A 24,664-nucleotide genomic window follows, 5' to 3' on the forward strand; every position below is an offset into this window, starting at 1 on the left:
ACGCCGCGGGTTGCAGCCGCGGCGTTTTCTTGAACCCGGTGATCTCAGCTCAGCTTGACGGCTGTGGCTCCATGCCGCCTTCGGGCTCGGGACCCTTCTTGCGGCGGCCGCCGGACTTCGGCACGGCCGAGCCACGGCTCGGCGGCGTGTCGTCGCCGAGGTCGCGCGAGGGCTTGTTGCCCGCGATCAGCTGCTTGATCTCCTCGCCGGACAGCGTCTCGTATTCGAGCAGGCCCTGCGCCAGCGCGATCCATTCCTTCTTCTTCTTGGTCAGCACGGACTTCGCCGTCGAATAGGCCTCGTCGATCAGGCGGCGCACTTCGCCGTCGATTATCTGCGCGGTCTCTTCCGAGATGTTCTGCGTGCGCGCCACCGAATGGCCGAGGAACACTTCCTCCTGGTTGTCGCCATAGGCGACATGGCCGAGTTTGTCGGAGAAGCCCCAGCGCGTGACCATGGCGCGCGCCAGCTTGGTCGCCTGCTCGATGTCGGAGGAAGCACCGGACGTGATGTTCTCCTTGCCGAACTTGAACTCCTCGGCGACGCGGCCGCCCATCATGATGGCGAGGCGCGAGACCATGTATTTGTAACTCATGGAGTAGCGGTCGCCTTCCGGCAACTGCATGACCATGCCGAGCGCGCGGCCGCGCGGGATGATGGTCGCCTTGTGCAGCGGATCGGCCGACGGCACGTTAAGCGCCAGGATGGCGTGTCCGGCCTCGTGATAGGCGGTCAGTTCCTTCTCGGCCTGGGTCATGGCCGACGAGCGGCGCTCGGCGCCCATCATGATCTTGTCCTTGGCGTCCTCGAACTCGGCCATGGTGACGAGGCGCTTGTTGCGCCGCGCCGCCATCAGCGCGGATTCGTTGACCAGGTTCATCAGGTCTGCGCCGGAGAATCCGGGCGTACCACGAGCGACGACCTTGAGGTCGACATTGGGCGCCAGCGGCACGTTGCGCACATGTACCTTGAGGATCTTCTCGCGGCCGACGATGTCTGGGTTCGGCACCACCACCTGGCGGTCGAAACGGCCTGGACGCAGCAACGCCGGATCGAGCACGTCGGGCCGGTTGGTGGCGGCGATCAGGATGATGCTTTCGTTGGACTCGAAGCCGTCCATCTCGACCAGCAACTGGTTCAGCGTCTGCTCGCGCTCGTCATTGCCGCCGCCGAGGCCGGCACCGCGATGGCGGCCGACGGCGTCGATTTCGTCGATGAAGATGATGCAGGGCGCATTCTTCTTGGCCTGGTCGAACATGTCGCGGACACGGGATGCGCCGACGCCGACGAACATCTCGACGAAATCCGAACCCGAAATGGTGAAGAACGGCACGTTGGCTTCACCAGCGACCGAGCGGGCAAGCAGCGTCTTGCCGGTGCCGGGAGGGCCGACCAGCAGCACGCCGCGCGGAATCTTGCCGCCGAGGCGCTGGAACTTCTGCGGATCGCGCAGGAATTCGACGATCTCCTCGAGGTCTTCCTTGGCTTCGTCGACGCCGGCGACGTCCTGGAAGGTGACGCGGCCATGCGCCTCGGTAAGCAGCTTGGCCTTCGACTTGCCGAAGCCCATGGCGCGCCCGGAGCCGGACTGCATCTGGCGCATGAAGAAAATCCACACGCCGAGGATGAGGATCATCGGCAGCCACGAGATTAGATAGCCGAACAGCGAATTGGAGCCGTCGGTCTCGGGCCGCGCATTTATGGTGACGTTCTTGTCCTGCAGCCGCGAGACCAGTTGGGGATCGCCGGGCGAATAGGTCTGGAAGCCGCTGGAATTGTCGGTGTAGGTGCCGGTGATGCGGGCGCCCGCGATGGTCACCGTCTTGACCCGGCCGGCCGCGACATCCTGCAGGAACTGCGAATAAGGCACATCGCTCGAAGCCCCGCGCGTCTGCGGCGTCTGGAACAGATTGAAGAGGGCGATGAGCAGGACCGCTATGATCGCCCAGAGCGCGAGGTTGCGATAGTTCGGATTCATCAATTGTCCCGTTGGCGTCCGCGAGCGGACAACATCATGAGAGGAAACTTGGGCCTAACATAGGGAGAGCGTACCCCCTTGCCAAGCAGAACAGCATGTCTGGGTTAAGCTTTCGGCTAGCATCAACCGGCACTGTGGCCACGCAATGGCAAGGCAGGAAGCGGCGCCGCGCCGATCAACCCGGCGACGGCGCGCGCCGGGGCTAGGTCGAAGGACGGCAGGAAACGGGCAAAGGGAGCAACGACCGCCGAGGCCGCGAACCCTTGCGATGTCGGCCTATCAGGCTCCGGACCCACCTGCTCGACGGGTTGCGGCCATCCTGGTTCCGCCGCCAAGGCCGCACGCAGCAGGCTTGGCGGGGTTTCGCCCCCGCCTACAGCCAGCCGCTTCGCCGCCATTGCCCCGAATGGCGCGATCAACAATGCGCCGCCGGCGTCGTTCAATGTGATTTGGCGGCGCCCGTCCCAGATGGGGCCGTCGATCGTTACCGCCGCAGCCGGCAAGCCGCGCATCTCCCGACGCAGGAAGATGCCGGCGCGCCGGAAGTCGATCACTGTCCGCGACAATGTGGCGCAAAGAAATCCGGCTTTCAGCCGGGCGAACAACGCTTCGCCGCGGGCCTGGTCCGGAAGGAAGGCAATCCCACCTGACGTCGCCAGGAGAACGCGCAGTGCGTATACGGCCGCCCGATCGGCGCCGGCGCCGAGCAGGGCCGGATCGAGCCGGATGAGGCCCGCCGCCGGCTGGCTGGCAAAGCGCTCGATCAGACGGGCTGCCTCACCGCCAAGCCGCGTCCGGTCGCCGGCCTGCCGCGCGGCCAACGCCAGCGCGTCGTTCATGCGTTGTGCGCCAGCCTCCCCGGCAAGGGCTGCGCGCATGCGGGGCCGCTCGAAGGCTTTATCGGCATTGGTCGGGTCCTCGGCCCAGCCGACTTGTTGGCGCCGCAGGAAGTCGCGTAGCGCATGGCGCCGCACGCCAAGAAGCGGTCGCACGATCCAGTCGCGCCAGTCATGCAGGGTGGCGGGCGCCATGCCGGCCAGGCCCCGTCCCTCGCCGCGGGTCGCATCGTTGCGATCGCGCCGCATCAGCACCGTCTCGGCCTGGTCGTCCGCTGTATGTCCGGTCACGATCAGGCCGATGCCTTCCGCCCGGGCGGCGCTGGCCAGCAGCCGGTAGCGCGCCTCGCGCGCCGCCGCCGGCAGGCCGGTCGACGGCTTGGCGCCGGGCCAGGCCAGGATGTGGTGGGCGATGCCGCGATCCGCGCAAAGCTTCGCCACGGTCCGCGCCTCATCGGCCGAACCTTGCCGCAAGCCGTGGTCGATCGTGGCCGCGAGCAGCTTCGCGGACGGTGCGGTTTTGTCGAGATGCTGTTTGAGAAGGAGAAGGAGCGCAGTCGAATCGCTGCCCCCGGATACGGCCGCGACGGCGCCGTTGGAAAAATCGATATGCGAAAAGAGTCCGGTCGAAAGATCAGGCCCGGTATCGAGCATCAATCCATGTCGCCAAAAAGCGGTCCCGGCTTTGGGACTGCGACATCCCTGCGAACGATCAGCACGCAGCCAAGGCCTTCTCCTGCTTGACCCGTTCCTTGAGTGTGCTGGAAATGTCGGGATAGCGCTTGCCGACCTCGCTGAAGGTGGCGCAGGCAACATCGTGCTGCTTGAGGCCGACCAGCGACACGCCCAGCTTCAACAGCATGTCGGGCGCCTTCTTGGCTTTGGGATAGTCCTTGCTGGCGGCGAGGAACACTTCCGCTGCATCGCGGTATTTCTGCTGGCCAAGCAGCGATTCCCCCAGCCAGTAATGCGCGTCCGCCGCCTTGGCGTCCTTGGGGAAGCGCGAGATATGATCCCGGAAACCCTGTTCGGCGGTGCCGTAGTCACCCGACAGGATGAACTGGTAGGAGTTGCGATAAAGCTCTTCGGGATTGTTGGTCGCGGGCAGCGCCGCGACCACCGTGCCGCCGGACTTGCCGGCCTTGGCCGGCGCGCTGGCGGCTGGTGCCGTGTCCTGTGCCGGCGCGGTCGCCTGCGTGCTGCCGCCGGCATCGATCACATTGCCGTTCTTGTCGACAGTGATGGATCCAAAGGTCTTTTCGGGCGCTCCCTTGCCGGGAATCACCTTGCCGGGGTCACCGTCGGGCGATTCGACGATGACGTCCTCGACCGTCTTGCCGCCTGTGGATTGATCGCCGCCCGGCGCGGCGCCGGCATCGGCCGGCGCCTGGGTTGCCGGGGCCGAGGCCACATCGGTGCTGGTCCCGGTGGTGGCGTCTGATTTCTTCTGCGCCGGCGGTTGACCACCTTGCGAGCCGCCTTCTAGCTGCTGGAAGCGGAACTCGTTGTCTTCCTGCTGTTTGCGGATCTGCTCCTGCATCTGCAGGATCTGGAAATTGAGTTCCTCGACCTTGCCGGTCAGCTGCCGCAATTGGTCCTCGAGCCCGGTCACGCCGGCGCCGCTCGACTGGGCGAGCTGGACCTGGTCCTGCTTTTTCTTCTCGCCGAAAAGGCTGGGCAACTCGAGTGTCGGCAGATGGAAGGAAAAGCCGGGCTCGGCTGATTGCCCTGTACCGCTCGCCGAAGCGGTTAGGCCTGATAGGAGCAGCAGCGCAAGCGTGCCGCTCAGAACCGATCTCAAATGCATGTGTCTCTCGCCGTCCAATCGTTAGCTTGTTCGCGCCTTCCAATCGATGTGAGACCAGCCAAGCGCCCTCGGCTCATAGCAGGACGCGAGACTTCGGCCAAATTTTGTTTCGGGTGTCAGGATATGAAAAAGGCGGCCTGAGAGCCGCCTTTCGCAAAGAGGTGTTGTATTTTTGCCATCTGTGCCGCGCGCGCCTTTCGGCGCGCGACGCCTCAGGAGCCAGCGCCGCTGAGCGTGGTGACGGCGCGGCGGTTCTGCGACCAGCAGGAGATGTCGTCGCATACGGCGACCGGACGTTCCTTGCCGTACGAAATCGTCTTGAGACGGCTCGCCGAAACGCCCTTGGAAACCAGGAAGTCCCGCGTGGCGGCGGCACGGCGGGCACCGAGCGCCAGATTGTATTCGCGCGTGCCGCGTTCGTCGGCATGGCCTTCGACGACGATGGCATACTGCTTGTACTGGTTCAGCCACTGTGCCTGGCGCGACAGCGTCGTCTGTGCGTCGGCACGGATCGAGGTCGAGTCCGTATCGAAGAAGATGCGGTCGCCGATGTTGACGGTGAAGTCCTGTGCCGAGCCGGGTGTTGCGGCACCCGCGCCATTGAGGCCAAGGTCAGCAGCGCTGTTCGGGGTCTTCTTCGAAGCGCAACCGGTGATGGCGAGCATCGCCACCAGCGCGATCATGGCCGGGTTTCTGGTCAGTGCTGCGATACGGCCCATGCCGCCTCTCCTTCGTATTCGAGTGATCATGTTTCGAGTGATTTCGTTGATCACCCAGTAACCACGTTTGGGTTAACTGGCATTCAAGAAACACGGTTAAAATTTGGTTTAGGCTGCCCGTCCGCAGCTGTTTTGTCATAGGCCACAGTTGGCGCGGACCCTAGGCGGAAATGCGGCTAAAACGCGACGAAGGCATGGAAAAGGGGGGCGAAATGGCCCCTTTCGACGTGTGCGGCAATTCAGCCGACCCTATTCCAGCAGCGGCGACCAGGCCGGATCCGAAGCGAAATTCGTCGTCGGGATCGGCTGCTCGTTGCGGCCGGTGAGATCAACGGAAACCAGTTTCGGGCCGCCGTTGGCGTCGCGGAAGAACATCAGCACGCGGCCATTCGGCGCCCAGGTCGGGCCTTCCTGCTGGAACCCGGACGACAGGATGCGCTCGCCCGAGCCGTCGGTCTTCATGACGCCGATCTGGAATTCGCCGCCGCTCTGCTTGGTGAAAGCGATGAGGTCGCCGCGCGGCGACCACACCGGCGTCGAATAGACGCCGTCGCCGAACGAGATGCGGGTCTGGCCCGATCCGTCGGCGCCCATGACGTAGATCTGCGCGCGACCGCCACGGTCGGAGGTGAACACCACCTTGCTGCCGTCGGGCGAATAGGAGGGCGAGGTGTCGATGGCGGTCGAGTTGGTCAGTCGCGTCGTCGAACGGCTGCGCAGGTCCATGGCGAAGATGTTGGAATTGCCGTCGTCGCGCAGCAGGCTCATGATCACCTTCTGGCCGTCGGGCGAGAAGCGCGGTGCAAACGTCATGCCTGGAAAATTGCCGACCAGTTCGCGCTGCCCCGTCTCGATCTGCAGGAGATAGACCCTGGGCTGACCGCTCTCATAGGACATGTAAGTGATTTCCTGCCGGTTCGGCGAGAAGCGCGGCGTCAGCACGATCGACCTGCCGTCCGAAAGATAGCGGACGTTGGCGCCGTCCTGGTCCATGATGGCGAGGCGCTTCTTGCGCGCGTTCTTGGCGCCGGACTCGTCGATGAACACGACGCGCGTGTCGAAATAGCCCTTCTCGCCGGTCAGCCGCTCATAGATGGCGTCGGCGATGATGTGGGCGACGCGGCGCTGATTGGCGTCGTTGGCGAAGAACTGCTCACCGGCCATCTGCTGGCCCGCGAATGTGTCCCACAGCCGGTACTGGGCGCGGATGCGGCCGTCTGCTTCCTTGCTGACGCTGCCGGTGACCAGAGCCTGCGCATTGATCACCTTCCAGTCGTCGAAGCGGGGGGTTGCGTCGGGATTGGCGATCTTCTCGATGAAGGCGCTCTTGTCGATCGGCGCGAACAGGCCGGAGCGCTTCAAATCGGCGGTGACGATCTGGGAAATCTGGGCGCCAAGTGCGTCGCCGCCCTGAAAATCGGTGATGGCGATCGGCAGCGGCTCGACATTGCCCTTGTTGACGTTGAGCTCGACGAGCGCCAGCGCCGGCAGCGTGCCGGCAGCGGTCATGCCCATCGCCATGGCTGCGATCATCAGGAGCGGCTTGAGGATTGATTTCATGTCTTCTCGCTTCTCATACTGATTTTGGATGACAGGGCCTTAGAGGCCGAGCATCTCCCTTGGATCGAAGGTGACCCGGATGTCGTTCCAGATGTCCTGCTTGCCGGCGGGAACCTGCAGGCCGGCCATGTCGCATTTCTGAACCGCGCGCACCGCGCTCTCGTCGAACTGCCTGTTGCCGCTTGATGTTTCAACGGACGGACGGCCGTCGAGCTTGCCGGAGTTGTTCAGGTTGAAACGGACGACGACGACGAAATTCTCCGAACCTTCAAGCCCGGCCGGCAAGGTCCAGCAACCGCCGAGCTGGCTTTCCAGGGCACCCTGCTCCGACTTCGACAGCTTTTGGCCCTGATCCTTGTCGCCGCCGAGCGACGCTTGCTGCGTCGAGCGCTTGGCGCCGCCGCCGGACGGCTTCTGCTTGTCGAGCAGCGCCGAAATCTCATTGGCGTTGAACTGCTTGTCGTCCGACTTTGGCTTGGACGAGGCTTCCTTGACTGGCTTGTCGGCATCCTTGCGTTCCGGCGCCTTGGCGCTTTCGGCCTGTGCCGGCTGCGGCTTCGGCCGGGCCTCGGGCGCGGGCGCCGAATTCGGCAACTGCGTCTCCTCCGTGGGCGGGTCCTTGGCTATGGCCTCGGCGACGGCGTCCGGCTTGACCTCGGGCGTCGGATCGATGGCGGCGGTCTTGTCCTGCGGCGGCGGTGTCGGCGCGGGCTTTGCCGGAGTCGGCTTGGGCTGGGTCTGCTTGACCGGCTCAGGCTTGACCTCTTCCTTGGGCGTCGGCGCTGGCGCCACTTCCGTCGCCGGAATGGGCTTGGGCTTTTCCTGCGGCTTCGGCACGTCCTCGGTCTTCGGGATCTCCTTCGGGGTCGGCGCTGGCGCCGGAGCCGAGGTCGTGTCGACGGGTTTCGGCTTGGCTTCAGGCGTTATCGGCTTGTCGGTATCGACGCTGTTTTCGCCGACCTTCTGCGCATTCGGCACGATATCGGGACGCTGCGTCGGCAACGGCGCCGGCTTTTCATGCATGACGGCCTTCTTGTCGCCCTGCAGCGTCTGCGCAATTGCTTCCATCGGCACGATATCGACCGCGACGGACTCGACATCGGCGGACGGAAGCGCGGCAGGCGCCGACAGCGTGAACAGGCCGAAGGCCAGCACCGCCGTATGCAAGATCACCGATGTGGTGAGGCCGGTCCTCATCGTGCGTCTATTGATCCTGTTCCTGCAGTGAAACCAGGCCGATGTTCTTGTAGCCAGCGGCCGAAATGCGGGCCATCACCTTCATCGCCGTGCCGTAGTCGGTCGACTTGTCGCCGCGGATGAAGATGCGCTCTTCATAGCCGGTCTTCGAGATCGCCTGCAGCTTGGCCACCAGCTCCTCGATCGGAATCTCGGTTTCCTGCAGGAAGATCTTGCCGGTCGCATCGATCGAGACGGTGATCGGCTGGGTGTCGGCATTCATCGCCTTGGCCTGCGTGTCGGGCAGGTCGATCGGCACGCCGACCGTCAGCATCGGTGCGGCGACCATGAAGATGATCAAAAGCACCAGCATCACGTCGACCATCGGCGTGACGTTAATTTCCGACATCAATGCGTGATGGCGGCCGCGCCGCCTGTGGCCGCGCCCGCCGCGTCCTCCGCCCATGCCTACGGACATACCCATCAGTTACTCCTCAGGCCTTCGACGCGACTTTTTCATCGATTTGGCGCGAGAGTATGGCGGAGAACTCGTCGGAGAACCCCTCCATCCGCACGGCGATCTTGCTCGCATCCGATGACAGCTTGTTATAGGCGATGACCGCCGGAATGGCGGCAAGCAGGCCGATGGCCGTCGCCAGCAGCGCCTCGGCGATGCCGGGCGCGACCACCGCGAGACTCGTGTTCTTCGAGCCGGCGATGGCCTGGAACGAGGTCATGATGCCGATGACAGTGCCGAACAGGCCGATGAAAGGGGCCGCCGAGCCGGTGGTGGCGAGGAAGCCGAGGCGCCCCTCGAGCTTCTCCATCTCTCGGGTCAACGCCAGGTCCATGGCCTTGTCGATGCGGGTCTGCAGGCCAAGCGGCGACTTGGCGCCTTTCTCGAAACTCTTCTTCCATTCGCGCATGGCGGCGACGAAGATGGCGCCCATGCCTGTCGTCTTGCGGTCGGCAAGGGTGCGGTAGAGTTCCTCCAGCGACTGCCCGGACCAGAAAACCTGCTCGAAGCGGTTCAGCGCCAGGCGCATGCGGCCATAGGCAACCAGCTTGTCGACGATGATCGCCCATGTCCACACCGAAGCGCAGAGCAGCCCGATCATGACCAGCTTGACCACCCAGCTGGCCTGCATGAACAAGGCCCAAATCGACAATTGCGCGCCCGGTTCGGCGAGTGCGATATTTTCCATCGTTACGTCCTTAAGATTTCCGGGCGAAGCTGGCGGCTGGCCCAGGGCATCCCTTGTGGTCGGTTCGCACGAAGCTACCGGACACCCCAAACCGTGCCGTTAGCGGCCTTTTCGGGGCAAATATTGGTGAAAGGAAGGCGCTGGATAACGCCAATCTTTACCAATCTCTTCATGAACCGTTATGGTTAAGGATGGGTTAGCCCATAAGGCGCGGCGCATTGCCGCGCCGCAGCGCTGCCGCCGGCGAAGTCAGCACGCGACCCGTCCAATCAGTCTTGGGGAAAGACCTTGGGCATGAACGCCGCCACCCATTCCCTGGGAAAACGCCTCGGCCGGCCGTTCTCGCCGATGATCGCCGCCTCGACCTTGGCCTCGACCAGCACCTCGTCGCCGCGCTTGAGCTGCTGCGCCATGAAGATACGCGCGCCGGAAATGGTCTCGGTGCGGGTATCGACGGTCAGGATGTCATCGATACGGGCGGGGATGCGGAAGTCGATCTCCATGCGGCGCACCACCCACACGATCTTCTCGCCGTGCTTGCCGTCGGCGAGTTCGGTGTGATGCACGCCGGTGAGCCTGAGATAGTCGGAGCGGCCGCGCTCGAGGAATTCGAGATAGCGCGCGTGATAGACGACGCCCGAGAAATCGGTATCGGCATAATAGACCCGAGCCATCAGCCGGTGGCCGAACTCGGTCAGCGCACCGGAAAGCCCGGCCAGCAATGCCGCGGATTCACCATGATCGCCCATTGCGCTTCCCTTTTGGATGCCGACGCGGCAGGTATTTTCTTGGCGCATGAACCCGATGGCACTGTTGACGACGATGATCAAGAGCTTGATGGCGGTCGTGCTGGCGCTGGCCGCTTCTACACTTTCGGGTGAGGCGGCGACCTTCTCCATGAAGCGTGGTCTCAATCTCGACCAGTGGGTCACCTGGCCCGGTGAGGATCAGTGGGATGATGCCAAGGCCATCCTGCCCTACCCGGAATGGCGCAAATTCCTCAACGAGGACGACCTCAAGGCGCTGAAGGATGCCGGCTTCGATTTCCTGCGCATGCCGGTCGATCCGTCGCCTTTCCTCTCGGACAAGACAACGGACCTTCGTGACCAACTCTATGCCAGCGTGCTGGACTCGGCGCGCATGATCAATCGCGCCGGGCTGAAGGTCATCGTCGACATGCACCTGATTCCGGCCGGCGGCGGCCGCAAGATCGGCATGGGCGAGGTGATGGACGGCCCCGCGACCTTCGACCGCTATGTCGAGGTGGTTCGCGGCATGGCGCGCAAGCTGGCCGCCGAAGATCCCGAAAAGGTCGCTTTCGAGCCGATGAACGAGCCGATCGTCGATTGCGACAGCGACGGCACCAGCCTGTGGCCCGACCGCCAGCGCAAGCTGTTCGCGGCGGCGCGCGCCTCGGCGACGAAACTGACGCTGGTCCTGACCGGAGCTTGCTATTCCGCTGCTTCGTCTCTGGAAAAGATCGACCCGAAGACGATCCCCGACGACAACGTCATCTGGACCTTCCACTCCTACGACCCGTTCCTGCTCACCCATCAGGGCGCGACCTGGGCCGGCGACTTCATTCCCTATGTGACCGGCCTTCCCTATCCTTTGATCGCTGTGCCGAAGGCGCAGCTTGATGTGACGCTGGACACCATCCGCGCCCGGATCAAGGCCGAGGCGCCGTGGACACGTCAGAATGGCCTGCTTGCCTATCTCGACGAGCAGGTCGCCAGCATGGACAGCGCCGACAAGCTGCTTGGCTTGATGGATGCGCCGTTCAAGGCTGTCGAAGCTTGGGCGAAGGCCAACGGCATCAAGCCGGAAGACATCACGCTGGGCGAGTTCGGCATGGTCCGCCAGGAGTATGGCAATGCCTATGTGATGCCGGCCGAATATCGGGCCGCCTATGTCAGGGACATGATCGCTCGGGCCGAAGCGCATGGCTTCTCATGGTCGGTGTGGAGCTATGGCGGGGCTTTCGGCGTCGTCGGCGCGTTCAATGGCGACAAGGCCGAGCCTGACGTGCTGGACGCAATCCGAAGCCTGCCCTGACGCGCTGGTCAGCCGAGGTCGAGCTGTAGGATTTCCGGACGCATGCCGAAACGGATCGGCAAATTGCTGAAGCCAAGCCCGCCCGAGACGATCAGGTTGCGGTCGTTCTCGACGACATGGCCATAGGCGTAGCGATTGCCGAACTGGGACGGCACGATCGGCGAATAGCCGAACAGCCGCACCTGCCCGCCATGGGTGTGTCCCGATAGCGTCAGCGACACACGCCACGGCACTTTTGGAAAAATGTCCGGTTCGTGCGCCAGCAGGATGACGGGCGCGGCGTCGCTGATTTTGGCCAGCGTGCCGTCGAGATCATCCAATCCCCTGGGAGGCTCGTGCTTCTTTTTCGGCAACAGCGCCAACTGATCGGCGAGGCCGGCGATCCAGACGCCATGTCCGTCCTTTTCCAGACGCACGGCGTCGTTCTCCAGCACCGGGATGCCGGCTTTCTCCAGGGCCTTGCGCGCGATCGTCGGGCCGACTTCGGCACGCTGCGCGAAGCCGTCGGCCCACCAGTCGTGATTGCCAAGGATCGACAGCACGCCGAGCGGCGCCTTGAGGCCCGACAGGGCGCCAGCCCATTCCGGCGGCGTCACCCTTTGCGACACCAGGCGCATGCCGGCTATGTAGTCGCCGAGTAGCACGATCAGGTCCGGCTTAAGGGCATTCGCCTCTTCGGCAAGCGAAGCGATCCGCTCCGGCGTCATCCACGGCCGGCAGGCATGGATGTCGGCCAGCGCGACGACCCGCAGCTTCAATCCGGCCGGCCAATGCGGTGGCGTCAGCGCATAGCGCTTCACATGCGTCAGCAGCATCGGCTCGATGCCGACGGCGTAGGCGCTGAAGGAGGCGACCGACAGGAACGACCCGCCGATAAAGCGCAGGAACCCGCGTCTGGTTATCATCAAGTGGCTCCGGCACCTCACTTCGGCATGCGCTGCTACATGTCACCCAAAAGCGATCTCGGTCGGGAGGAGGACATGCAGGGATGCAGCGCACCCGATACAATCCAGCAATACGCCGGTAAACCGGCGAAGATGAGGAGAATTTGCGCAGGCCCGTTCACTGATGCTTGATCGCTGGTCCGGGAAACCCGCGCCCGATCGCTTGCGTGGCTATTCTTCCTGGAACAGATTGATCTGCTGCTGCGCCAGATCTTCCGGCGCATCGAGGCCGAGATGGCGCCAGGCATTGGCGGTCAGCACGCGTCCGCGCGGCGTGCGCTGGATGAACCCCTGCTGGATCAGATAGGGCTCGATAATGTCCTCGATGGCATCGCGCGGCTCGGACAGGCCGGCGGCGATGGTCTCGATGCCGACCGGACCGCCGCCGAAATTCCGGGCGATCATGCTGAGATAGCGGCGGTCGAGGGCGTCGAGGCCGAGCGCGTCGACTTCGAGCCGGGTCAAGGCCTCGTCGGCGATCAGGCGGTCGACATGGCCGTCGCCGGCGACCGAGGCGAAATCGCGCACGCGCCGCAGCAACCGGCCGGCAATGCGCGGCGTGCCGCGCGCGCGCCGTGCGATTTCCAGCGCACCGTCGTCGCCGAGTGGCATCTGCAGGATGCGCGCGCCGCGCCGGACGATCTGCTCCAACTCCTCGACGGTGTAGAAATTGAGCCGCACCGGGATGCCGAAGCGGTCGCGCAACGGATTGGTAAGCAGGCCGAGCCGCGTGGTGGCGGCGACCAGCGTGAAGCGCGCCAGGTCGATCTTCACCGAACGCGCCGCCGGTCCCTCGCCGATGATCAGGTCGAGCTGGAAATCCTCCATCGCCGGATAGAGGATTTCCTCCACGGCCGGGTTGAGCCTGTGGATTTCGTCGATGAACAGCACGTCGCCTTCTTCGAGATTGGTAAGCAATGCCGCGAGATCGCCGGCCTTGGCGATGACCGGACCCGAGGTCGAGCGGAAATTGACACCGAGTTCGCGCGCCATGATCTGCGCCAGCGTCGTCTTGCCCAGCCCCGGCGGTCCGACGAACAGCACATGGTCGAGCGCTTCCTTGCGGCCCTTGGCTGCCTCTATGAAGACTTTGAGATTGGCCCGCACCGCCGCCTGGCCGACGAAATCGTCAAGTGTTTGCGGCCGCAAGGTCTGCTCGGCATCCTCGCCGCGCTTTTCCGGTGCAATGAGGCGGGGGGAAAGGCTCATGCGAGCAATTCCATACCGGCAATGGATCTGGCGGCCCGCTGATCGAACGTGACTGTATGGGCGCAACCGAGATTTCGATTGTGCTCGGAGATCAGCGCATCGGCGAAATCCACGTGCGGCAAATTCGATCTTTCGAGCGCAATTACGATGGCATCGAAATCCTCAAAGACCAACGTCCTGATCTTTAGCAGTCGCTGGATTGCAGTCAGCACCTGTTCTTTAGGCAGCCTGTAGCGCGAACTCAGCGACCAGCTGAATTCGACTAGCACGATCAGGCTCACAAAGCCGGACTTGTCCTCTTTGAGGCTTTCGCCGAATGCGAGAGCCTTTGCGCGTTGCTCTGCATCGTCGTTCAGCACCATTCGAAGCAGAACGTTCGTATCAATGCCTATCGACGTCACGCGTCGCCCTCTTTCCCGCTCCGCAGCTTGTCTCCGAAAACATGCCGGCCAACGGCATCCTGCACCGCGGCGTCGATTTCCTCCAGCGAAGCTGGGCCACCGGGCGGATCTCCCAGAAATCCGGCGAGGTCGGCGAATTCGAGATTGCGAGGCGTCCCAACCAAATTGCCGTCGACGACCGTCCAGGCGATCATATCACCTGTTTTCAGTGACAACGCGTCCCGCACATCCTTTGGTATTGTGAGCTGGCCTTTCGAGGTCAGACTAGCATAAGCGCCCATTTTCTTACTTTCCGAGAAATTTTCTCCCGATCACAAGATAGTCGGAACTTTCTTTTCCAACAACCATATCACCGTGCCAGTTCCTTCAGCCCAAAACGGATCAGTTTGGACGCGTCGGCGCCCTCGCCCGCCGTCTTCAGCGCTGCCGACACCGCGTTGGCGGCGGTGTCGCGGGAATAGCCGAGATTGACCAGTGCCGAGACTGCGTCGGTGATCGGCGCGGGCGCTACGCCTTCGCCGAGTTCCTGCTTGAGCCCAATGGTGCCGGTGGCGGCGCCCGCATAGGCAGGCGCCTTGTTCTTCAACTCGGTGACGATGCGCTCGGCCACCTTCTTGCCGACGCCGGGCGCGCGGGAAACCATGGCGATGTCGCGCAGTGCAATGGCATTTGCAAGATCAGCCGGCGCCAGCGTCGACAAGATGGCCAGCGCCACCTTGGCGCCGACTCCCGGCACATTGTTCATCAGCAACCGGAACCATTCGCGCTCGAGCTGCGACTGAAAGCCGTAGAGCCGCAGCATATCCTCGCGCACATAGGTCTCGATGAACAGCACCACCGCTTCGCCGGGCGAAGGCAGTGCGGCCAGCGTGCGTGCCGAGCAATAGGCGACGTAGCCGACGCCATGAATGTCGATGAGGCAATGGTCCTCGTCGATCTCGTCGAGTGTTCCCTTGAGCTTGCCGATCATTCGCCGCGGCCCCTCATGACGCCAATGCCGCCATGCGATACGCCACGCTTTGCCGGTGATGCGCGTGACAAATGGCGATGGCCAGCGCGTCGGCGGCATGTTCGGTGTCGAAGATCGCTTTAGGCAGCAGCACCTTCACCATCATGTGGATCTGCTTCTTGTCGCCATGACCGACGCCGATCACCGCTTTCTTCACCGCGTTCGGCGCATATTCGGCGACGACGAGGCCGGCGCGCGCCGGCACCAGCATGGCGATGCCGCGCGCCTGGCCGAGCTTCAGCGTCGCCACGGCATCCTTGTTGACGAAGGTCTGTTCGACCGCGGCCTCATGCGGCATGGCCCGATGCAGGATTTCGGCGAGCCCGTCATGCAGCTGGCAGAGCCGCGTCGCCAGCGCCGCCTTGTCCTCCGAGCGCACGGTCCCCGCAGCAACAAAGCGCAAGGAATTGCCGAGACTCTCGACGATGCCCCAACCGGTGCGCCTGAGCCCCGGATCGATACCGATGATGCGAATCGCGTCCCCCATGGCGTGAGTGTACCTCCGGCGGACAGCGATGCCAGCGAAAAGTGAACAAACCGGAAACGCTCGCCCAGCCCGACCGAGAAGGCCTCGACGTTTCTCAGTTGCGGGCGAACGCCGTGTTGAGGAGGCTGATCTGGTCCGAGACCGGATTGGGCCGGCGAGCCAAGGGCTGCATGTCGACCACGGCACCCGCGCCATAGATCTCTTCGTCCATGCGGCGCACCAATGCCTGCAGTCGCAACGATCGGTTGACGAGATCGAGGAAATCGGTCGGCAGTTCGGCCCAGCCGGCCGCCTCGTCATGGGCGGAAGCGGTGTCGAGACGCACCTTGGATTTTTCCGAAGCGACTTGATCGCGGGTCATCTCGCCGGAATTCGCCGCACGCTGCAAAAGCAGCCACGAGGCAACCTGCATCAGCCTGGTGGTTAGCCGCATCGATTCGGCCGCGTAGAGCGTGGCCGTCAGCCGCGACAGTTTCTTGGCTTCTGCCCGGCCCTTGCCGTCGAGATACTCCGCCGCCTGTTCGACCAGGCCCATGCCTTCTTGGTAAAGCGGTTTGAAGGAGTGCGAAAACACCCGGCGTTCCGCCAGTTTGACGGTTTTCGCAATGCCCTTCGAAGGCTCGTTCATTGATAACGCCCCTGCACTTGCAACCGGACGATTCGGCTCTCTGCCGATACACCCGTGACCCTACAAAACTGAAGCTTGAAAATGCGCTTCGTCCGAGGTGAAGGCAAGCACATGTTTAACAGAAGGTTAACGGCTATCGGCCGTGCGGAATGCCGCCTGAACGTGGACAAAAAAAAGAGCCGCGGATAAGGCGGCTCTCAGGAGTTTAACAGGGAGGCGTCAAACAAAGTGGCTCCAACCACTCGGTAAGAATCCAGATCACTGGATGGACATAGTAAACGCCTGTAAAGCTTAATGAACTCTTAACGGCCGTGATGTTTTTTTACCCAACATCGTGCTCCTGTGCCGTAACAACACAGCCGTACCGGCCGAGTTCAGCCTCCACTCAGGCTTTTTTCCACACCACTGGCAAGGCAATGAAGGCGAACAGCAGCATGCCCGCGTAGAAGCCGATCGCAGATATCCCCAGCAACGGCTCGATCCCCGGATTTCCGGCGAGAAGTATATAAAGGCCGATCATCAGCCCGATGCCGCTGATTGCCGTCAGCCAGAAATGGACGAGGGCCAACGTCTTTTGCCCGGCAGCCGGAAACAGGTGGTAAAAGAACGCGAAGACCGCCGACATCAGCCAACCGGCCACCATCGTGTGGGCGTGGGTCGGCATCTGGCCGTGGTCTTCGCTGATCGCCATGTGGATGCCGAGCGCCATGCCGCACAGCGCGTAGATGATCGCCAGCGTGAAGAAATTCCGTGCTACCCCTTGCATATTAGTCCCCCGAATTGCCTTTTCTCAAGCTGGGAATGGTTGATCGTCAGGCGAGCGCTGTCGCCGCCGGATTTCCGGCGTCGGCACTAGCATCGACAGTGTTTCCGGACGATGTCGCCCCCCGACGCTGCCGACGATAGCAAAAAACCCGGGCGGCGGTTCATCATATTGGTTTCTGCTTTCATTAGCCGGCGCTCTGAAACACAGCTGGCTTTTCCTCGACATCGTTCCGAAACAGCCGCGGCTCTAAACGCTGAGGCATCGAAGCGGCGGGCGGGCAATGGCGCGGCCTCGCCATTAATCATTGGGCATCGGGGGACAAAGCCATGGATTGGTATTCCATCGTCAAATTGCTGCACATCCTTTCGGCGATGCTTTGGGTCGGGGGCGGCTTCACGCTGATGGTGCAGGCGACGTTGGCGGATCGTGCCGGCAACATCCAGGGAACGCTGCAGGCGATGCGTGCCACCGGCGAGCTGGGCAACCGCTTCTTCGCGCCGATGTCGATGCTGACATTGGTCTTCGGATTGATCATGTGCTGGTTCTGGATCGGCTTCTCCGATCTCTGGGTCCTGATCGGGCTTGCCGGTTACGCCACGACCTTCTGCATCGGCATGTTCGTCTTCAAGCCGACCGCCGACCGCATGGCCGCGATGATCGCCAGGGATGGCGTGACGCCGGCGGCACTTGGCTATGGACAGCGCATCCTGCGGGCAGCCCGCTTCGACTATGCGGTCATGCTCGTCATCATCACAGACATGGTTCTGAAGCCTACCCTGCACGACGTCGTGATTCTCGCCGGCATGATGGTGGTCCTTGCCGCCGGTGCGACAATGGCGCTCAGCCGGCCAAGACGCATGGTGCCCAGCGCCGCCTGACGCGGGCTGGAGCGCTACATGATGCCGGCGATCCCGTCCCACAGAAGCTTCACTGCCACGACCGCCACGGTCGCATAGGTGAAGGGATAAAAAATCTCTGGCCGCATCCGCCGCACCAGCCAAGCACCGGCGATGGTCGACAGTGGCGCCAGCGGCATCAGCACGGCGGACGCCGTCAGATTGGCGGTGTCGAACTGGCCGAGTGCGAAATAGGGGATGAGTTTCAGCGCATTGGTGGCGGCAAAGAAGATTGCTGCCGTGCCCGACAGCACCTTGGGGTCGAGCCGGATCGGCAAGGCATAGACCTGGAAAGGCGGGCCGCCGACATGGGCGACGAAGCTGGTGAAGCCTGCGACCGTGCCCCACATGGCCGCGGCCACGCGATTAGGTGCGGCCGCATGGTCGGAACCATGACGAACTTGCAGGTAAAGCCAGCGCAGCACGAAGATGATGGCAACGGCGCCGACGATGAGCCGCACCGCTTCCTCGGTGACCAGTGCCGCCGTCAGCCAGCCAAGCCCGATGCCGAGAACAGCGCCCGGCATCATGTCGACCAGCATCTTGCGATCGTACACGCCCCACCATGTCCACACCGAGACGAGGTCCATCAGGCACAGGATCGGCAGCAGGATGGCGGCCGCTTGAACTGGCGGCATGGTGAGCGCCATCAGCGGCACGCCGACGAAACCGACCGCGCCGCCGAAGCCGCCCTTGGACAGGCCGACCAGGATGACCGCCGGAATGGCGGCCGCGTAGAACCACGGATCGAGAAGTAGGCCTGACATGAGGAGGAACTGATCTGGAGGGAAGGCGCGTCAACGCTTGAATAGCCTAGAATCTTGAGCCGAGCGACAGCAAAAGCAAGCCGCCCGCCTAGCCATGACACCTTGACCAGCGGCGCGCCGACACCAGCAGGAACATCGGCCGCTCGAGTTCTTCAGCCAGGTCCGGTTTGGCCGCGTGTATGACAATATCGGCCCGAAGTTTGCGGCGCACGGCACCATCAACCATGGTCGTGAGGAATACGTTCGCGACGTCGTGCACACCAACACCTTGGAGGGCTACTATTCGGTCTTTAAGCGCGGCATGAAAGGTGTTTACCAGCATTGTGCCGAACACCCCCGAGCATCGTGGAGCTGTGTAACTGAGTCAACGCGGACCCGGAGCGTTACCGCATGAATCTGTTCGGTCTTCGTTCTTCCGGGCGATAACGGCTGGCCTAATGTTTGATGCCGTGCCCAAGCGCTGTCGCTGCCTCCCGGTTGAAGAGTAAAGCCTCTTCTTCGGTGTTGAAGGGGTGGGCAGTAGCTGTGCCGTCTGGTTTTAGGATCACGGCCAGAAAGGGGAACCCCTTGGCAGGCGGGCGATAGACGATGAAGGCCGGGTTTTTGCTCATGCCCGATTGTAGCACCCTTATCCCAAGTTAACGAAACGCCGCCTGTCAGGACCTTTCCTACGGCACGATAGCGCCTAAATTGGCGGCAAGCCGGTCTAGGAGCTTGCGGGATTCCTCGATTATACGGCGCGTCTCTTCGATATCTGAGCGCAAGTTCTCAACATGTGCCACCGCCCGTTGCTGATAGAGGCGCGCGCTCACATTGAAGTAATCGTCAGGCTCCCAAGGCTCCATCGTTCTCAGGCCTGTTTCGAACTAGCTCGAACGTAACCTTCACCACAAGGATTGGTTTGCTCGAACCGTCATGCACATGCAAGGCGACCTCTTCTCGGAAGGTGCCGTCCGAAATCTTGTCTTTGGCTATCTCCAGGAGTGCCTTTGCCGCCCCGTTTTCAGCCGATTCCAGGCTCGGAAGATCGGTTCCTCCCGTGTCCGGGTATGCGGTTCCGTTGTCGGTGAGGTCGAGATAGTAGAGCACCATCACGGCGAACGTGAAGGGTCAACGTTTGTTCCGCTTCGGCTTTACGCGTACGGTTTAATACGAAGGAAGCCTCGATTGGCCATGGTCTGCCAAATATAGTAATCGCCCTCTCCTCGGACGGTCATCCGGCGGAAGACTGACACTTGTGGCCGCCCCTTTCCACCACGGCACACGGTGTTAGGCCTACTAGGCCGCCGGCAATCCCAGTGGCGGCGGTCGCCGCCGGATCGGCTGTGCCTTGATGATGGCGGTGCTGGTCTCGGCCTTGTCGGCGATGCGATCGAGAATGCCGTCGAGGTCGCCGATCGAGCGCACGAACAGCCTGGCGACGAAGCAGTCGTCGCCGGTTACCTTGTCGCATTCTCCAAACGCCTCAATCTCCTCGATCAATTTCTGAACGATGTGCAGCTTGCCCGGCAGAGGCTTGATCCGCACGATCGCCTGCAGCGTATAGCCGAGCGCCAGCGGATCGATCTCGACGGTGAACGCCCGGATGACGCCGCGCTCCTCGAGGCGCCGCAGCCGCTCCGAAACGCTCGGCGACGATAGCCCAACCTGGGCCGCCAGATCCTTCAGCGAGGTTCGCGCATCCCTGACCAGGATTTCCAGCAGATTTCGGTCCAAATCATCCAGCATTTTCTATTTCTCGCGGATTTCGAGCTGATGCCTAATTTAATTAGGCAATATCCTCATAACGCCTTTTCTAGGAGGTGGATAGCCCAGACGTCACATGAGATTATGCCGCCTCAACGAATTCAGGGGCTATTATGAACGATACGGTACGAGGCACGGTCGAAATGTCGGCCGCAATGGCGATCCTGGGAACGATCGGCTGGTTCGTCATTATGTCCGGTCAGCCGATCATCTTCGTCGTGTTCTGGCGCTGCGCGTTCGGCGCGCTGACGCTGCTCTTCATCTGCGCTTCGCTTGGATTGCTGCGAAACAGGCTTTCGTTGCGCGTCATCGGCCTTGCGGCGCTTGGGGGTGCGGCGATCGTCATCAATTGGCTGCTCTTGTTCAGCGCCTTCTCGCGCGCGTCGATCTCGATCGCCACCGCCGTCTACAACACGCAACCTTTCATGCTGGTCGGCTTCGGCGCGCTCTTGTTCGCCGAGCGGCTGACATTGACCAAGCTGACATGGCTGGCAATCGCCTTCGCCGGCATGCTGCTGATCGTCGCCGCGGCTCCCGATGCCGCTGATGTCGGCACGAACTATTTCGCCGGCATCCTGATGGCCTTGGCCGCCGCCTTTTTCTGGGCCGTCGCGGCAATCGTCACCAAGAAGCTCAAGGGCACGCCGCCGCATCTGATCGCGCTGATTCAGGTCTGCGTCGGCGTCGTCATGCTGGCGCCCTTCGCCAATCTGGCGCATCTTCCCGGCGATCCATGGAGCTGGGCCATGCTGGCAACGCTCGGGATCGTACACACCGGCCTGATGTACATCCTCATGTACGGCGCCATCCAGAAGCTGCCGACACATCTGCAGGGGTCGCTGTCCTTCATCTATCCGGTCGTTGCCATCCTGGTCGATGTCACCGCCTTCGGCCATCGGCTGCACCTCAGCCAGGTCGTCGGCGCCGCCGCCATCCTGATCGCGGCCGCCGGCATGAACCTCGGCTGGACGTTGTGGAAACCGAGACCGGCCGCCGCGAGCCCCGAGCCGATCAAGTAAGGCGACGCGCCGGCTGTCCGGCGGTTCAAAAATCGCGATCCCGGCTGCCCGCCTGTTCAAAGCGGGCAGTTTGCTCTATGCCGCAATCCAACCATCTTCGCCCGGCATAGGCGAAACCCGGGATCGAAGAACCATGAATGACGCAACGCCCCCCAACCGCTGCCGCATCGTGCTGATCGCGCCGTCCGGCGTACCGGTGGATAGGATCACGGCCGCGTTCGACGGCGGCGATGTCGCCTCGCTGATCCTGCCCGAAAATGGCATGGACGAGGCCTCCTTCCAGGCCTTCGCCGAGCGTATCGTGCCGGCAGCGCAGGCCGCCGGAGTGGCCGTCATTATCGCTGGCGACACCCGCATCGCGGGCCGCGTCCAGGCCGACGGCATCCATGTCGAGGTCTCCAAGGCCGAACTCGCCGAGACGATTGAACATTTCCAGGCGAAAATGACGGTCGGCGCCGGCGGCGCCAAGACGCGTGACGACGCGCTCGAACTCGGCGAAGCCCGGCCCGACTACATTTTCTTCGGCCGGTTCGGCTACGACAACAAGCCCGAGCCGCATCCGCGCAACCTGTCATTGGGGCAATGGTGGGCGCAGATGATCCAGATCCCCTGCATCGTCGAGGCCGGTTCCGATCTTGCCTCTGTCGAAACCGTGGCCGCCACCGGCGCCGAATTCGTCGCGCTGTCGAGCGCCGTTTTCGCCGACGGCGTCGATCCGAAGGTGGCGATCGCGCGGGCCAATGCGCTGCTCGACGAAACAGCGCCGCGCCTCGAGGATTGACGTGTTTCTGACAAGGCTTTCCCTTCAGGCTCTGCTTGCGGCGGCAATGATTCTTGCCGCCGCCGCCGAAACCATACCCTTGCCGCAGCCCAAGCCCGAAACCGGCGTGCACACCGACAAGCCGATCGAAAAGCAGCTGCCGCAGCCCGCCACTACATCGGAACCCGCGCCGTTGCCGTCGGCCGATAGCGTCAATCCCGACCGCTTTGGCGCCAAGCCGGCGGACGCTGCCTATGGTGCCTTCCAGCGTGGTCTTTACAAAACCGCCTATAATCTGGCGCTGGTCCGTGCGCAGAACGGCGATCCGGCGGCGCAGACGCTGGTGGCCGAGATCCTGTCGCGTGGGTTGGGCGTGCCGTTGAACGCGGCCGAGGCCGCGAAATGGTACGCACTTGCCGCCGAGCAGGGTGTGCCGGAATCGCAGTTCCAATATGCGCTGATGCTGCTCGACGGCCGCTACGTCAAGAAGGACGCGAAGGAAGCCTATGCCCTGATGCAGGCTGCCGCCGAAGCCGGCAACCAGCTGGCGCAGTTCAATTTCGCGCAGATACTGGTCCAGCAGGATCCGGGCGATGCCGGCCTGGCCAAGGCGGTTTCCTACTATGAGCGCGCTGCCGCGACCGGTCTCGCCGACGCGCAGTACGCCATGTCGCAGATTTATGCCAATGGCGTCGGCGGCAAGCCGCACGACGATGCACAGGCACGGCGGCTTCTGGCGCAAGCCGCCCGTCAGAACTACGACACCGCGCAGATCGATCTCGCCGCCTGGATGATCGAGGGCCGGGGCGGCGCGCGCGACCTGAAATCGGCCTTCGGCTGGACGAAGCAGGCCGCCGAAGGCGGCAATGTCGCGGCCCAGAACCGGCTGGCAAAACTCTATATGCAAGGCATCGGCACCGATCCCGACCTCGTGCTCGCCGGCGCCTGGTACATCGCCGCCCGCCGCGCCGGCCTCATCGATCAGCAGATGGACGATTTCCTGCAAGGGCTGAGCGACGACCAGACCAAGCAGGCCCTGCAGAAGGCCAACCGCCTGCCCTGATGGCGGTAGGCGAAACCGGCCGGTGCCCGCCCCCGTTGCTCAGCCGCAACCCGCCCTCCCTTGCCTCTCCGGGCGATTTGTGGTCTTGGAGCCTTAAATCGCCTGTCACGGCGAACATTCATACCAATGGCCCGGCCGTTGGCAGCATCCCGGATCCCATCATCATGGCCAAGATCAATGGCAACGAAATCCGCCCCGGCTACGTCATCGAACACGATGGCGGCCTCTGGGTGGCGGTCAGGACCAACACCGTCAAACCCGGCAAGGGCGGCGCATATAACCAGGTTGAGCTGAAGAACCTCATCAACGGCACCAAGCTCAACGAGCGCTTCCGCTCGGCCGAGACGGTCGAGCAGATCCGGCTAGACCTGAAGGACTTTTCCTTCCTTTACGAGCAGGACGACGCGCTGGTGTTCATGGACACCCAAAGCTACGAGCAGCTCGAACTGAACAAGGATTTCGTCGGCGACCGCGCCGCGTTCCTGCAGGACGGCATGATGGTGACGGTTCAGCTCTACGAGGAGCGGCCGATCGGCATTTCGCTGCCCGATTACGTGACGTTGACCATCACCGAGGCGGATCCCGTGGTGAGGGGCCAGACGGCGGCATCCTCCTACAAGCCGGCGGTGCTGGAAAATGGCATTCGCGTGCTGGTGCCACCCTTCATCGGCGCCGGCGAACGCATCATCGTCGACACCAACGAAATCACTTACGTGCGCCGCGCCGACTGATGCATGCATGTCGCTCGGAAGTGGCCGCGGTTTGGGTCACCGGCATGCATCGAGACAGAATTTAAAGCGCCGCACCAGGAAGAAGCACTATGGCACGCTCAGCCCTCCTCAACGTCATGGTCCAGGCCGCAATGAAGGCCGGCCGCTCGCTGTCGCGCGACTTCGGCGAAGTCCAGAACCTGCAGGTCTCGATGAAAGGCCCCGGCGATTATGTCAGCCAGGCCGACCGCAAGGCCGAGGACATCGTTTTCGCCGAACTGTCGAAGGCACGTCCCGGCTACGGCTTCCTGATGGAAGAGCGCGGCGCCGTCGCCGGCGAAGACAGCCAGCACCGCTGGATCGTCGACCCGCTGGACGGCACCACCAATTTCCTGCACGGCATTCCGCTGTTCGCCGTCTCGATCGCACTGGAGCGCCAGGGCCAGATCGTTGCCGGCGTCGTCTACAATCCTGCCATGGACGAGCTCTACACCACCGAGCGCGGCGGCGGCGCCTTCATGAATGATCGCCGCCTGCGCGTTGCCGGCCGCACCAAGCTTGTCGACACGGTGATCGGCTGCGGCGTGCCGCATCTCGGCCGCGGCCATCACGGCAATTTCCTGGTCGAACTGCGCAACGTCATGGCCGAGGTCTCCGGCGTCCGCCGCATGGGTTCCGCCTCGCTCGATCTTGCCTATGTCGCCGCCGGCCGCATGGACGGCTTCTGGGAAGTGGGCCTGTCGGCCTGGGACATGGCCGCCGGCCTGCTCTTGATCCGCGAAGCGGGTGGCTTCGCCTCCGACATGGATGGCGGACAGGACATGCTGGACACCGGCACGGTCGTCGCCGGCAACGAGATCATCCAGCGCGCCTTGCTGAAGACGGTGAAAAAGCCGCTCCCGCCGCGCTGAAGCAATTCCAGG

At 63.1% G+C, this 24,664-nt stretch carries 28 protein-coding genes and 1 pseudogene; 8 read left to right on the plus strand and 21 right to left on the minus strand.

Annotated elements, in window-relative coordinates; genetic code table 11:
- Nucleotides 1–49: 49 nt before the first annotated feature.
- From ftsH to ybgC, 9 genes are all read right to left on the minus strand, one after another.
- Entirely contained in the window at nt 50–1,978 is a 1,929-nt protein-coding gene (gene ftsH, locus ACVWWD_RS05765) for an ATP-dependent zinc metalloprotease FtsH (RefSeq protein WP_023775386.1), read from the minus strand.
- 122 nt (nt 1,979–2,100) lie between these two features.
- Nucleotides 2,101–3,468 carry a tRNA lysidine(34) synthetase TilS gene (tilS, locus tag ACVWWD_RS05770; RefSeq protein ID WP_457103615.1) on the minus strand — a complete coding sequence of 456 codons (1,368 nt, stop codon included), beginning with the start codon at nt 3,466–3,468 and terminating at the stop codon, nt 2,101–2,103.
- Between the two features lie 58 nt (nt 3,469–3,526).
- Complete coding sequence (ybgF, locus tag ACVWWD_RS05775) at nt 3,527–4,621, minus strand: tol-pal system protein YbgF (RefSeq protein WP_352553718.1); 1,095 nt, start codon at nt 4,619–4,621, stop codon at nt 3,527–3,529.
- A 212-nt stretch (nt 4,622–4,833) separates the two neighbouring features.
- Nucleotides 4,834–5,340 carry a peptidoglycan-associated lipoprotein Pal gene (gene pal / locus ACVWWD_RS05780; protein ID WP_015315272.1) on the minus strand — a complete coding sequence of 169 codons (507 nt, stop codon included), beginning with the start codon at nt 5,338–5,340 and terminating at the stop codon, nt 4,834–4,836.
- Between the two features lie 249 nt (nt 5,341–5,589).
- Nucleotides 5,590–6,900: a Tol-Pal system beta propeller repeat protein TolB gene (gene tolB, locus ACVWWD_RS05785; protein ID WP_023771672.1), complete on the minus strand. Its 1,311-nt coding sequence runs from the start codon at nt 6,898–6,900 to the stop codon at nt 5,590–5,592.
- A gap of 39 nt (nt 6,901–6,939) precedes the next feature.
- Entirely contained in the window at nt 6,940–8,097 is a 1,158-nt protein-coding gene (locus tag ACVWWD_RS05790; RefSeq protein ID WP_352551099.1) for a TonB family protein, read from the minus strand.
- Between the two features lie 7 nt (nt 8,098–8,104).
- On the minus strand, nt 8,105–8,560 hold the full coding sequence (gene tolR / locus ACVWWD_RS05795) for a protein TolR (RefSeq protein WP_140712589.1): 456 nt from the start codon (nt 8,558–8,560) through the stop codon (nt 8,105–8,107).
- A 10-nt stretch (nt 8,561–8,570) separates the two neighbouring features.
- Entirely contained in the window at nt 8,571–9,281 is a 711-nt protein-coding gene (tolQ, locus tag ACVWWD_RS05800; protein ID WP_352551097.1) for a protein TolQ, read from the minus strand.
- A 269-nt stretch (nt 9,282–9,550) separates the two neighbouring features.
- Nucleotides 9,551–10,030, minus strand: coding sequence for a tol-pal system-associated acyl-CoA thioesterase (ybgC, locus tag ACVWWD_RS05805; RefSeq protein WP_352551095.1), 480 nt, complete (start codon nt 10,028–10,030; stop codon nt 9,551–9,553).
- A gap of 55 nt (nt 10,031–10,085) precedes the next feature.
- Here ybgC and ACVWWD_RS05810 point away from each other — a divergent pair, with 55 nt between their 5' ends.
- Nucleotides 10,086–11,336, plus strand: a complete 1,251-nt coding sequence (locus ACVWWD_RS05810) for a glycoside hydrolase family 5 protein (protein WP_352551093.1) — start codon at nt 10,086–10,088, stop codon at nt 11,334–11,336.
- 8 nt (nt 11,337–11,344) lie between these two features.
- On the opposite strand, the gene ACVWWD_RS05815 is transcribed toward ACVWWD_RS05810, so the two are convergent.
- The 8 genes from ACVWWD_RS05815 to ACVWWD_RS05850 form a co-directional block, all read right to left on the minus strand.
- Nucleotides 11,345–12,241: a metallophosphoesterase gene (locus ACVWWD_RS05815; protein ID WP_352551091.1), complete on the minus strand. Its 897-nt coding sequence runs from the start codon at nt 12,239–12,241 to the stop codon at nt 11,345–11,347.
- A 210-nt stretch (nt 12,242–12,451) separates the two neighbouring features.
- Nucleotides 12,452–13,489, minus strand: coding sequence for a Holliday junction branch migration DNA helicase RuvB (gene ruvB, locus ACVWWD_RS05820; protein WP_457102952.1), 1,038 nt, complete (start codon nt 13,487–13,489; stop codon nt 12,452–12,454).
- Nucleotides 13,486–13,890, minus strand: a complete 405-nt coding sequence (locus ACVWWD_RS05825) for a PIN domain-containing protein (protein WP_032924243.1) — start codon at nt 13,888–13,890, stop codon at nt 13,486–13,488. The genes ruvB and ACVWWD_RS05825 overlap by 4 nt, the downstream gene beginning before the upstream one ends.
- A complete protein-coding gene (locus tag ACVWWD_RS05830) occupies nt 13,887–14,171 on the minus strand; it encodes an AbrB/MazE/SpoVT family DNA-binding domain-containing protein (protein ID WP_023771680.1) in 285 nt (94 codons plus the stop codon). The genes ACVWWD_RS05825 and ACVWWD_RS05830 overlap by 4 nt, the downstream gene beginning before the upstream one ends.
- A 68-nt stretch (nt 14,172–14,239) precedes the next feature.
- On the minus strand, nt 14,240–14,860 hold the full coding sequence (gene ruvA / locus ACVWWD_RS05835) for a Holliday junction branch migration protein RuvA (RefSeq protein ID WP_023771681.1): 621 nt from the start codon (nt 14,858–14,860) through the stop codon (nt 14,240–14,242).
- Nucleotides 14,861–14,873: 13 nt separating this feature from the next.
- Nucleotides 14,874–15,386, minus strand: a complete 513-nt coding sequence (gene ruvC / locus ACVWWD_RS05840) for a crossover junction endodeoxyribonuclease RuvC (RefSeq protein WP_023771682.1) — start codon at nt 15,384–15,386, stop codon at nt 14,874–14,876.
- Nucleotides 15,387–15,480: 94 nt separating this feature from the next.
- Entirely contained in the window at nt 15,481–16,014 is a 534-nt protein-coding gene (gene rcdA, locus ACVWWD_RS05845; protein ID WP_457102953.1) for a protease adaptor protein RcdA, read from the minus strand.
- 385 nt (nt 16,015–16,399) lie between these two features.
- Entirely contained in the window at nt 16,400–16,780 is a 381-nt protein-coding gene (locus ACVWWD_RS05850; protein ID WP_023794857.1) for a hypothetical protein, read from the minus strand.
- A 326-nt stretch (nt 16,781–17,106) separates the two neighbouring features.
- Between ACVWWD_RS05850 and ACVWWD_RS05855 the strand changes: the two genes are divergently transcribed.
- Nucleotides 17,107–17,658, plus strand: a complete 552-nt coding sequence (locus ACVWWD_RS05855) for a DUF2269 family protein (RefSeq protein WP_457102954.1) — start codon at nt 17,107–17,109, stop codon at nt 17,656–17,658.
- A gap of 14 nt (nt 17,659–17,672) precedes the next feature.
- Here the strand turns inward: ACVWWD_RS05855 and ACVWWD_RS05860 are convergent, their stop codons facing one another.
- Nucleotides 17,673–18,443 (minus strand): sulfite exporter TauE/SafE family protein, encoded by a 771-nt coding sequence (locus tag ACVWWD_RS05860; protein ID WP_352551086.1) that lies wholly within the window; start codon nt 18,441–18,443, stop codon nt 17,673–17,675.
- 205 nt (nt 18,444–18,648) lie between these two features.
- Between ACVWWD_RS05860 and ACVWWD_RS05865 the strand changes: the two are divergent.
- Nucleotides 18,649–18,774, plus strand: a pseudogene (locus ACVWWD_RS05865) (transposase); the annotation flags it as partial.
- Between the two features lie 103 nt (nt 18,775–18,877).
- On the opposite strand, the gene ACVWWD_RS05870 reads toward ACVWWD_RS05865, so the two are convergent.
- The 3 genes from ACVWWD_RS05870 to ACVWWD_RS05880 all read right to left on the minus strand — a co-directional run bounded on the left by ACVWWD_RS05870 (nt 18,878) and on the right by ACVWWD_RS05880 (nt 20,171).
- Complete coding sequence (locus ACVWWD_RS05870) at nt 18,878–19,054, minus strand: hypothetical protein (protein WP_023771688.1); 177 nt, start codon at nt 19,052–19,054, stop codon at nt 18,878–18,880.
- 214 nt (nt 19,055–19,268) lie between these two features.
- Nucleotides 19,269–19,535 (minus strand): DUF6894 family protein, encoded by a 267-nt coding sequence (locus ACVWWD_RS05875; RefSeq protein ID WP_352551084.1) that lies wholly within the window; start codon nt 19,533–19,535, stop codon nt 19,269–19,271.
- A 186-nt stretch (nt 19,536–19,721) separates the two neighbouring features.
- The gene (locus tag ACVWWD_RS05880) at nt 19,722–20,171 is read right to left on the minus strand and encodes an Lrp/AsnC family transcriptional regulator (protein WP_023784265.1); all 450 of its coding nucleotides are present in this window, start codon (nt 20,169–20,171) and stop codon (nt 19,722–19,724) included.
- A gap of 131 nt (nt 20,172–20,302) precedes the next feature.
- On the opposite strand from ACVWWD_RS05880, the gene ACVWWD_RS05885 reads away from it, so the two are divergent.
- From ACVWWD_RS05885 to ACVWWD_RS05905, 5 genes are all read left to right on the plus strand, one after another.
- Nucleotides 20,303–21,208 (plus strand): DMT family transporter, encoded by a 906-nt coding sequence (locus tag ACVWWD_RS05885; protein WP_352551082.1) that lies wholly within the window; start codon nt 20,303–20,305, stop codon nt 21,206–21,208.
- A gap of 133 nt (nt 21,209–21,341) precedes the next feature.
- Nucleotides 21,342–21,989 (plus strand): thiamine phosphate synthase, encoded by a 648-nt coding sequence (locus ACVWWD_RS05890; RefSeq protein WP_352551080.1) that lies wholly within the window; start codon nt 21,342–21,344, stop codon nt 21,987–21,989.
- 46 nt (nt 21,990–22,035) lie between these two features.
- Nucleotides 22,036–23,031, plus strand: coding sequence for a tetratricopeptide repeat protein (locus tag ACVWWD_RS05895; RefSeq protein WP_435054027.1), 996 nt, complete (start codon nt 22,036–22,038; stop codon nt 23,029–23,031).
- A gap of 164 nt (nt 23,032–23,195) precedes the next feature.
- Nucleotides 23,196–23,762 carry an elongation factor P gene (gene efp / locus ACVWWD_RS05900; RefSeq protein ID WP_015315249.1) on the plus strand — a complete coding sequence of 189 codons (567 nt, stop codon included), beginning with the start codon at nt 23,196–23,198 and terminating at the stop codon, nt 23,760–23,762.
- Nucleotides 23,763–23,851: 89 nt separating this feature from the next.
- Nucleotides 23,852–24,652: an inositol monophosphatase family protein gene (locus tag ACVWWD_RS05905; protein WP_023771696.1), complete on the plus strand. Its 801-nt coding sequence runs from the start codon at nt 23,852–23,854 to the stop codon at nt 24,650–24,652.
- Nucleotides 24,653–24,664: the final 12 nt, after the last annotated feature.

Source organism: Mesorhizobium sp. URHB0026 (assembly GCF_054059755.1).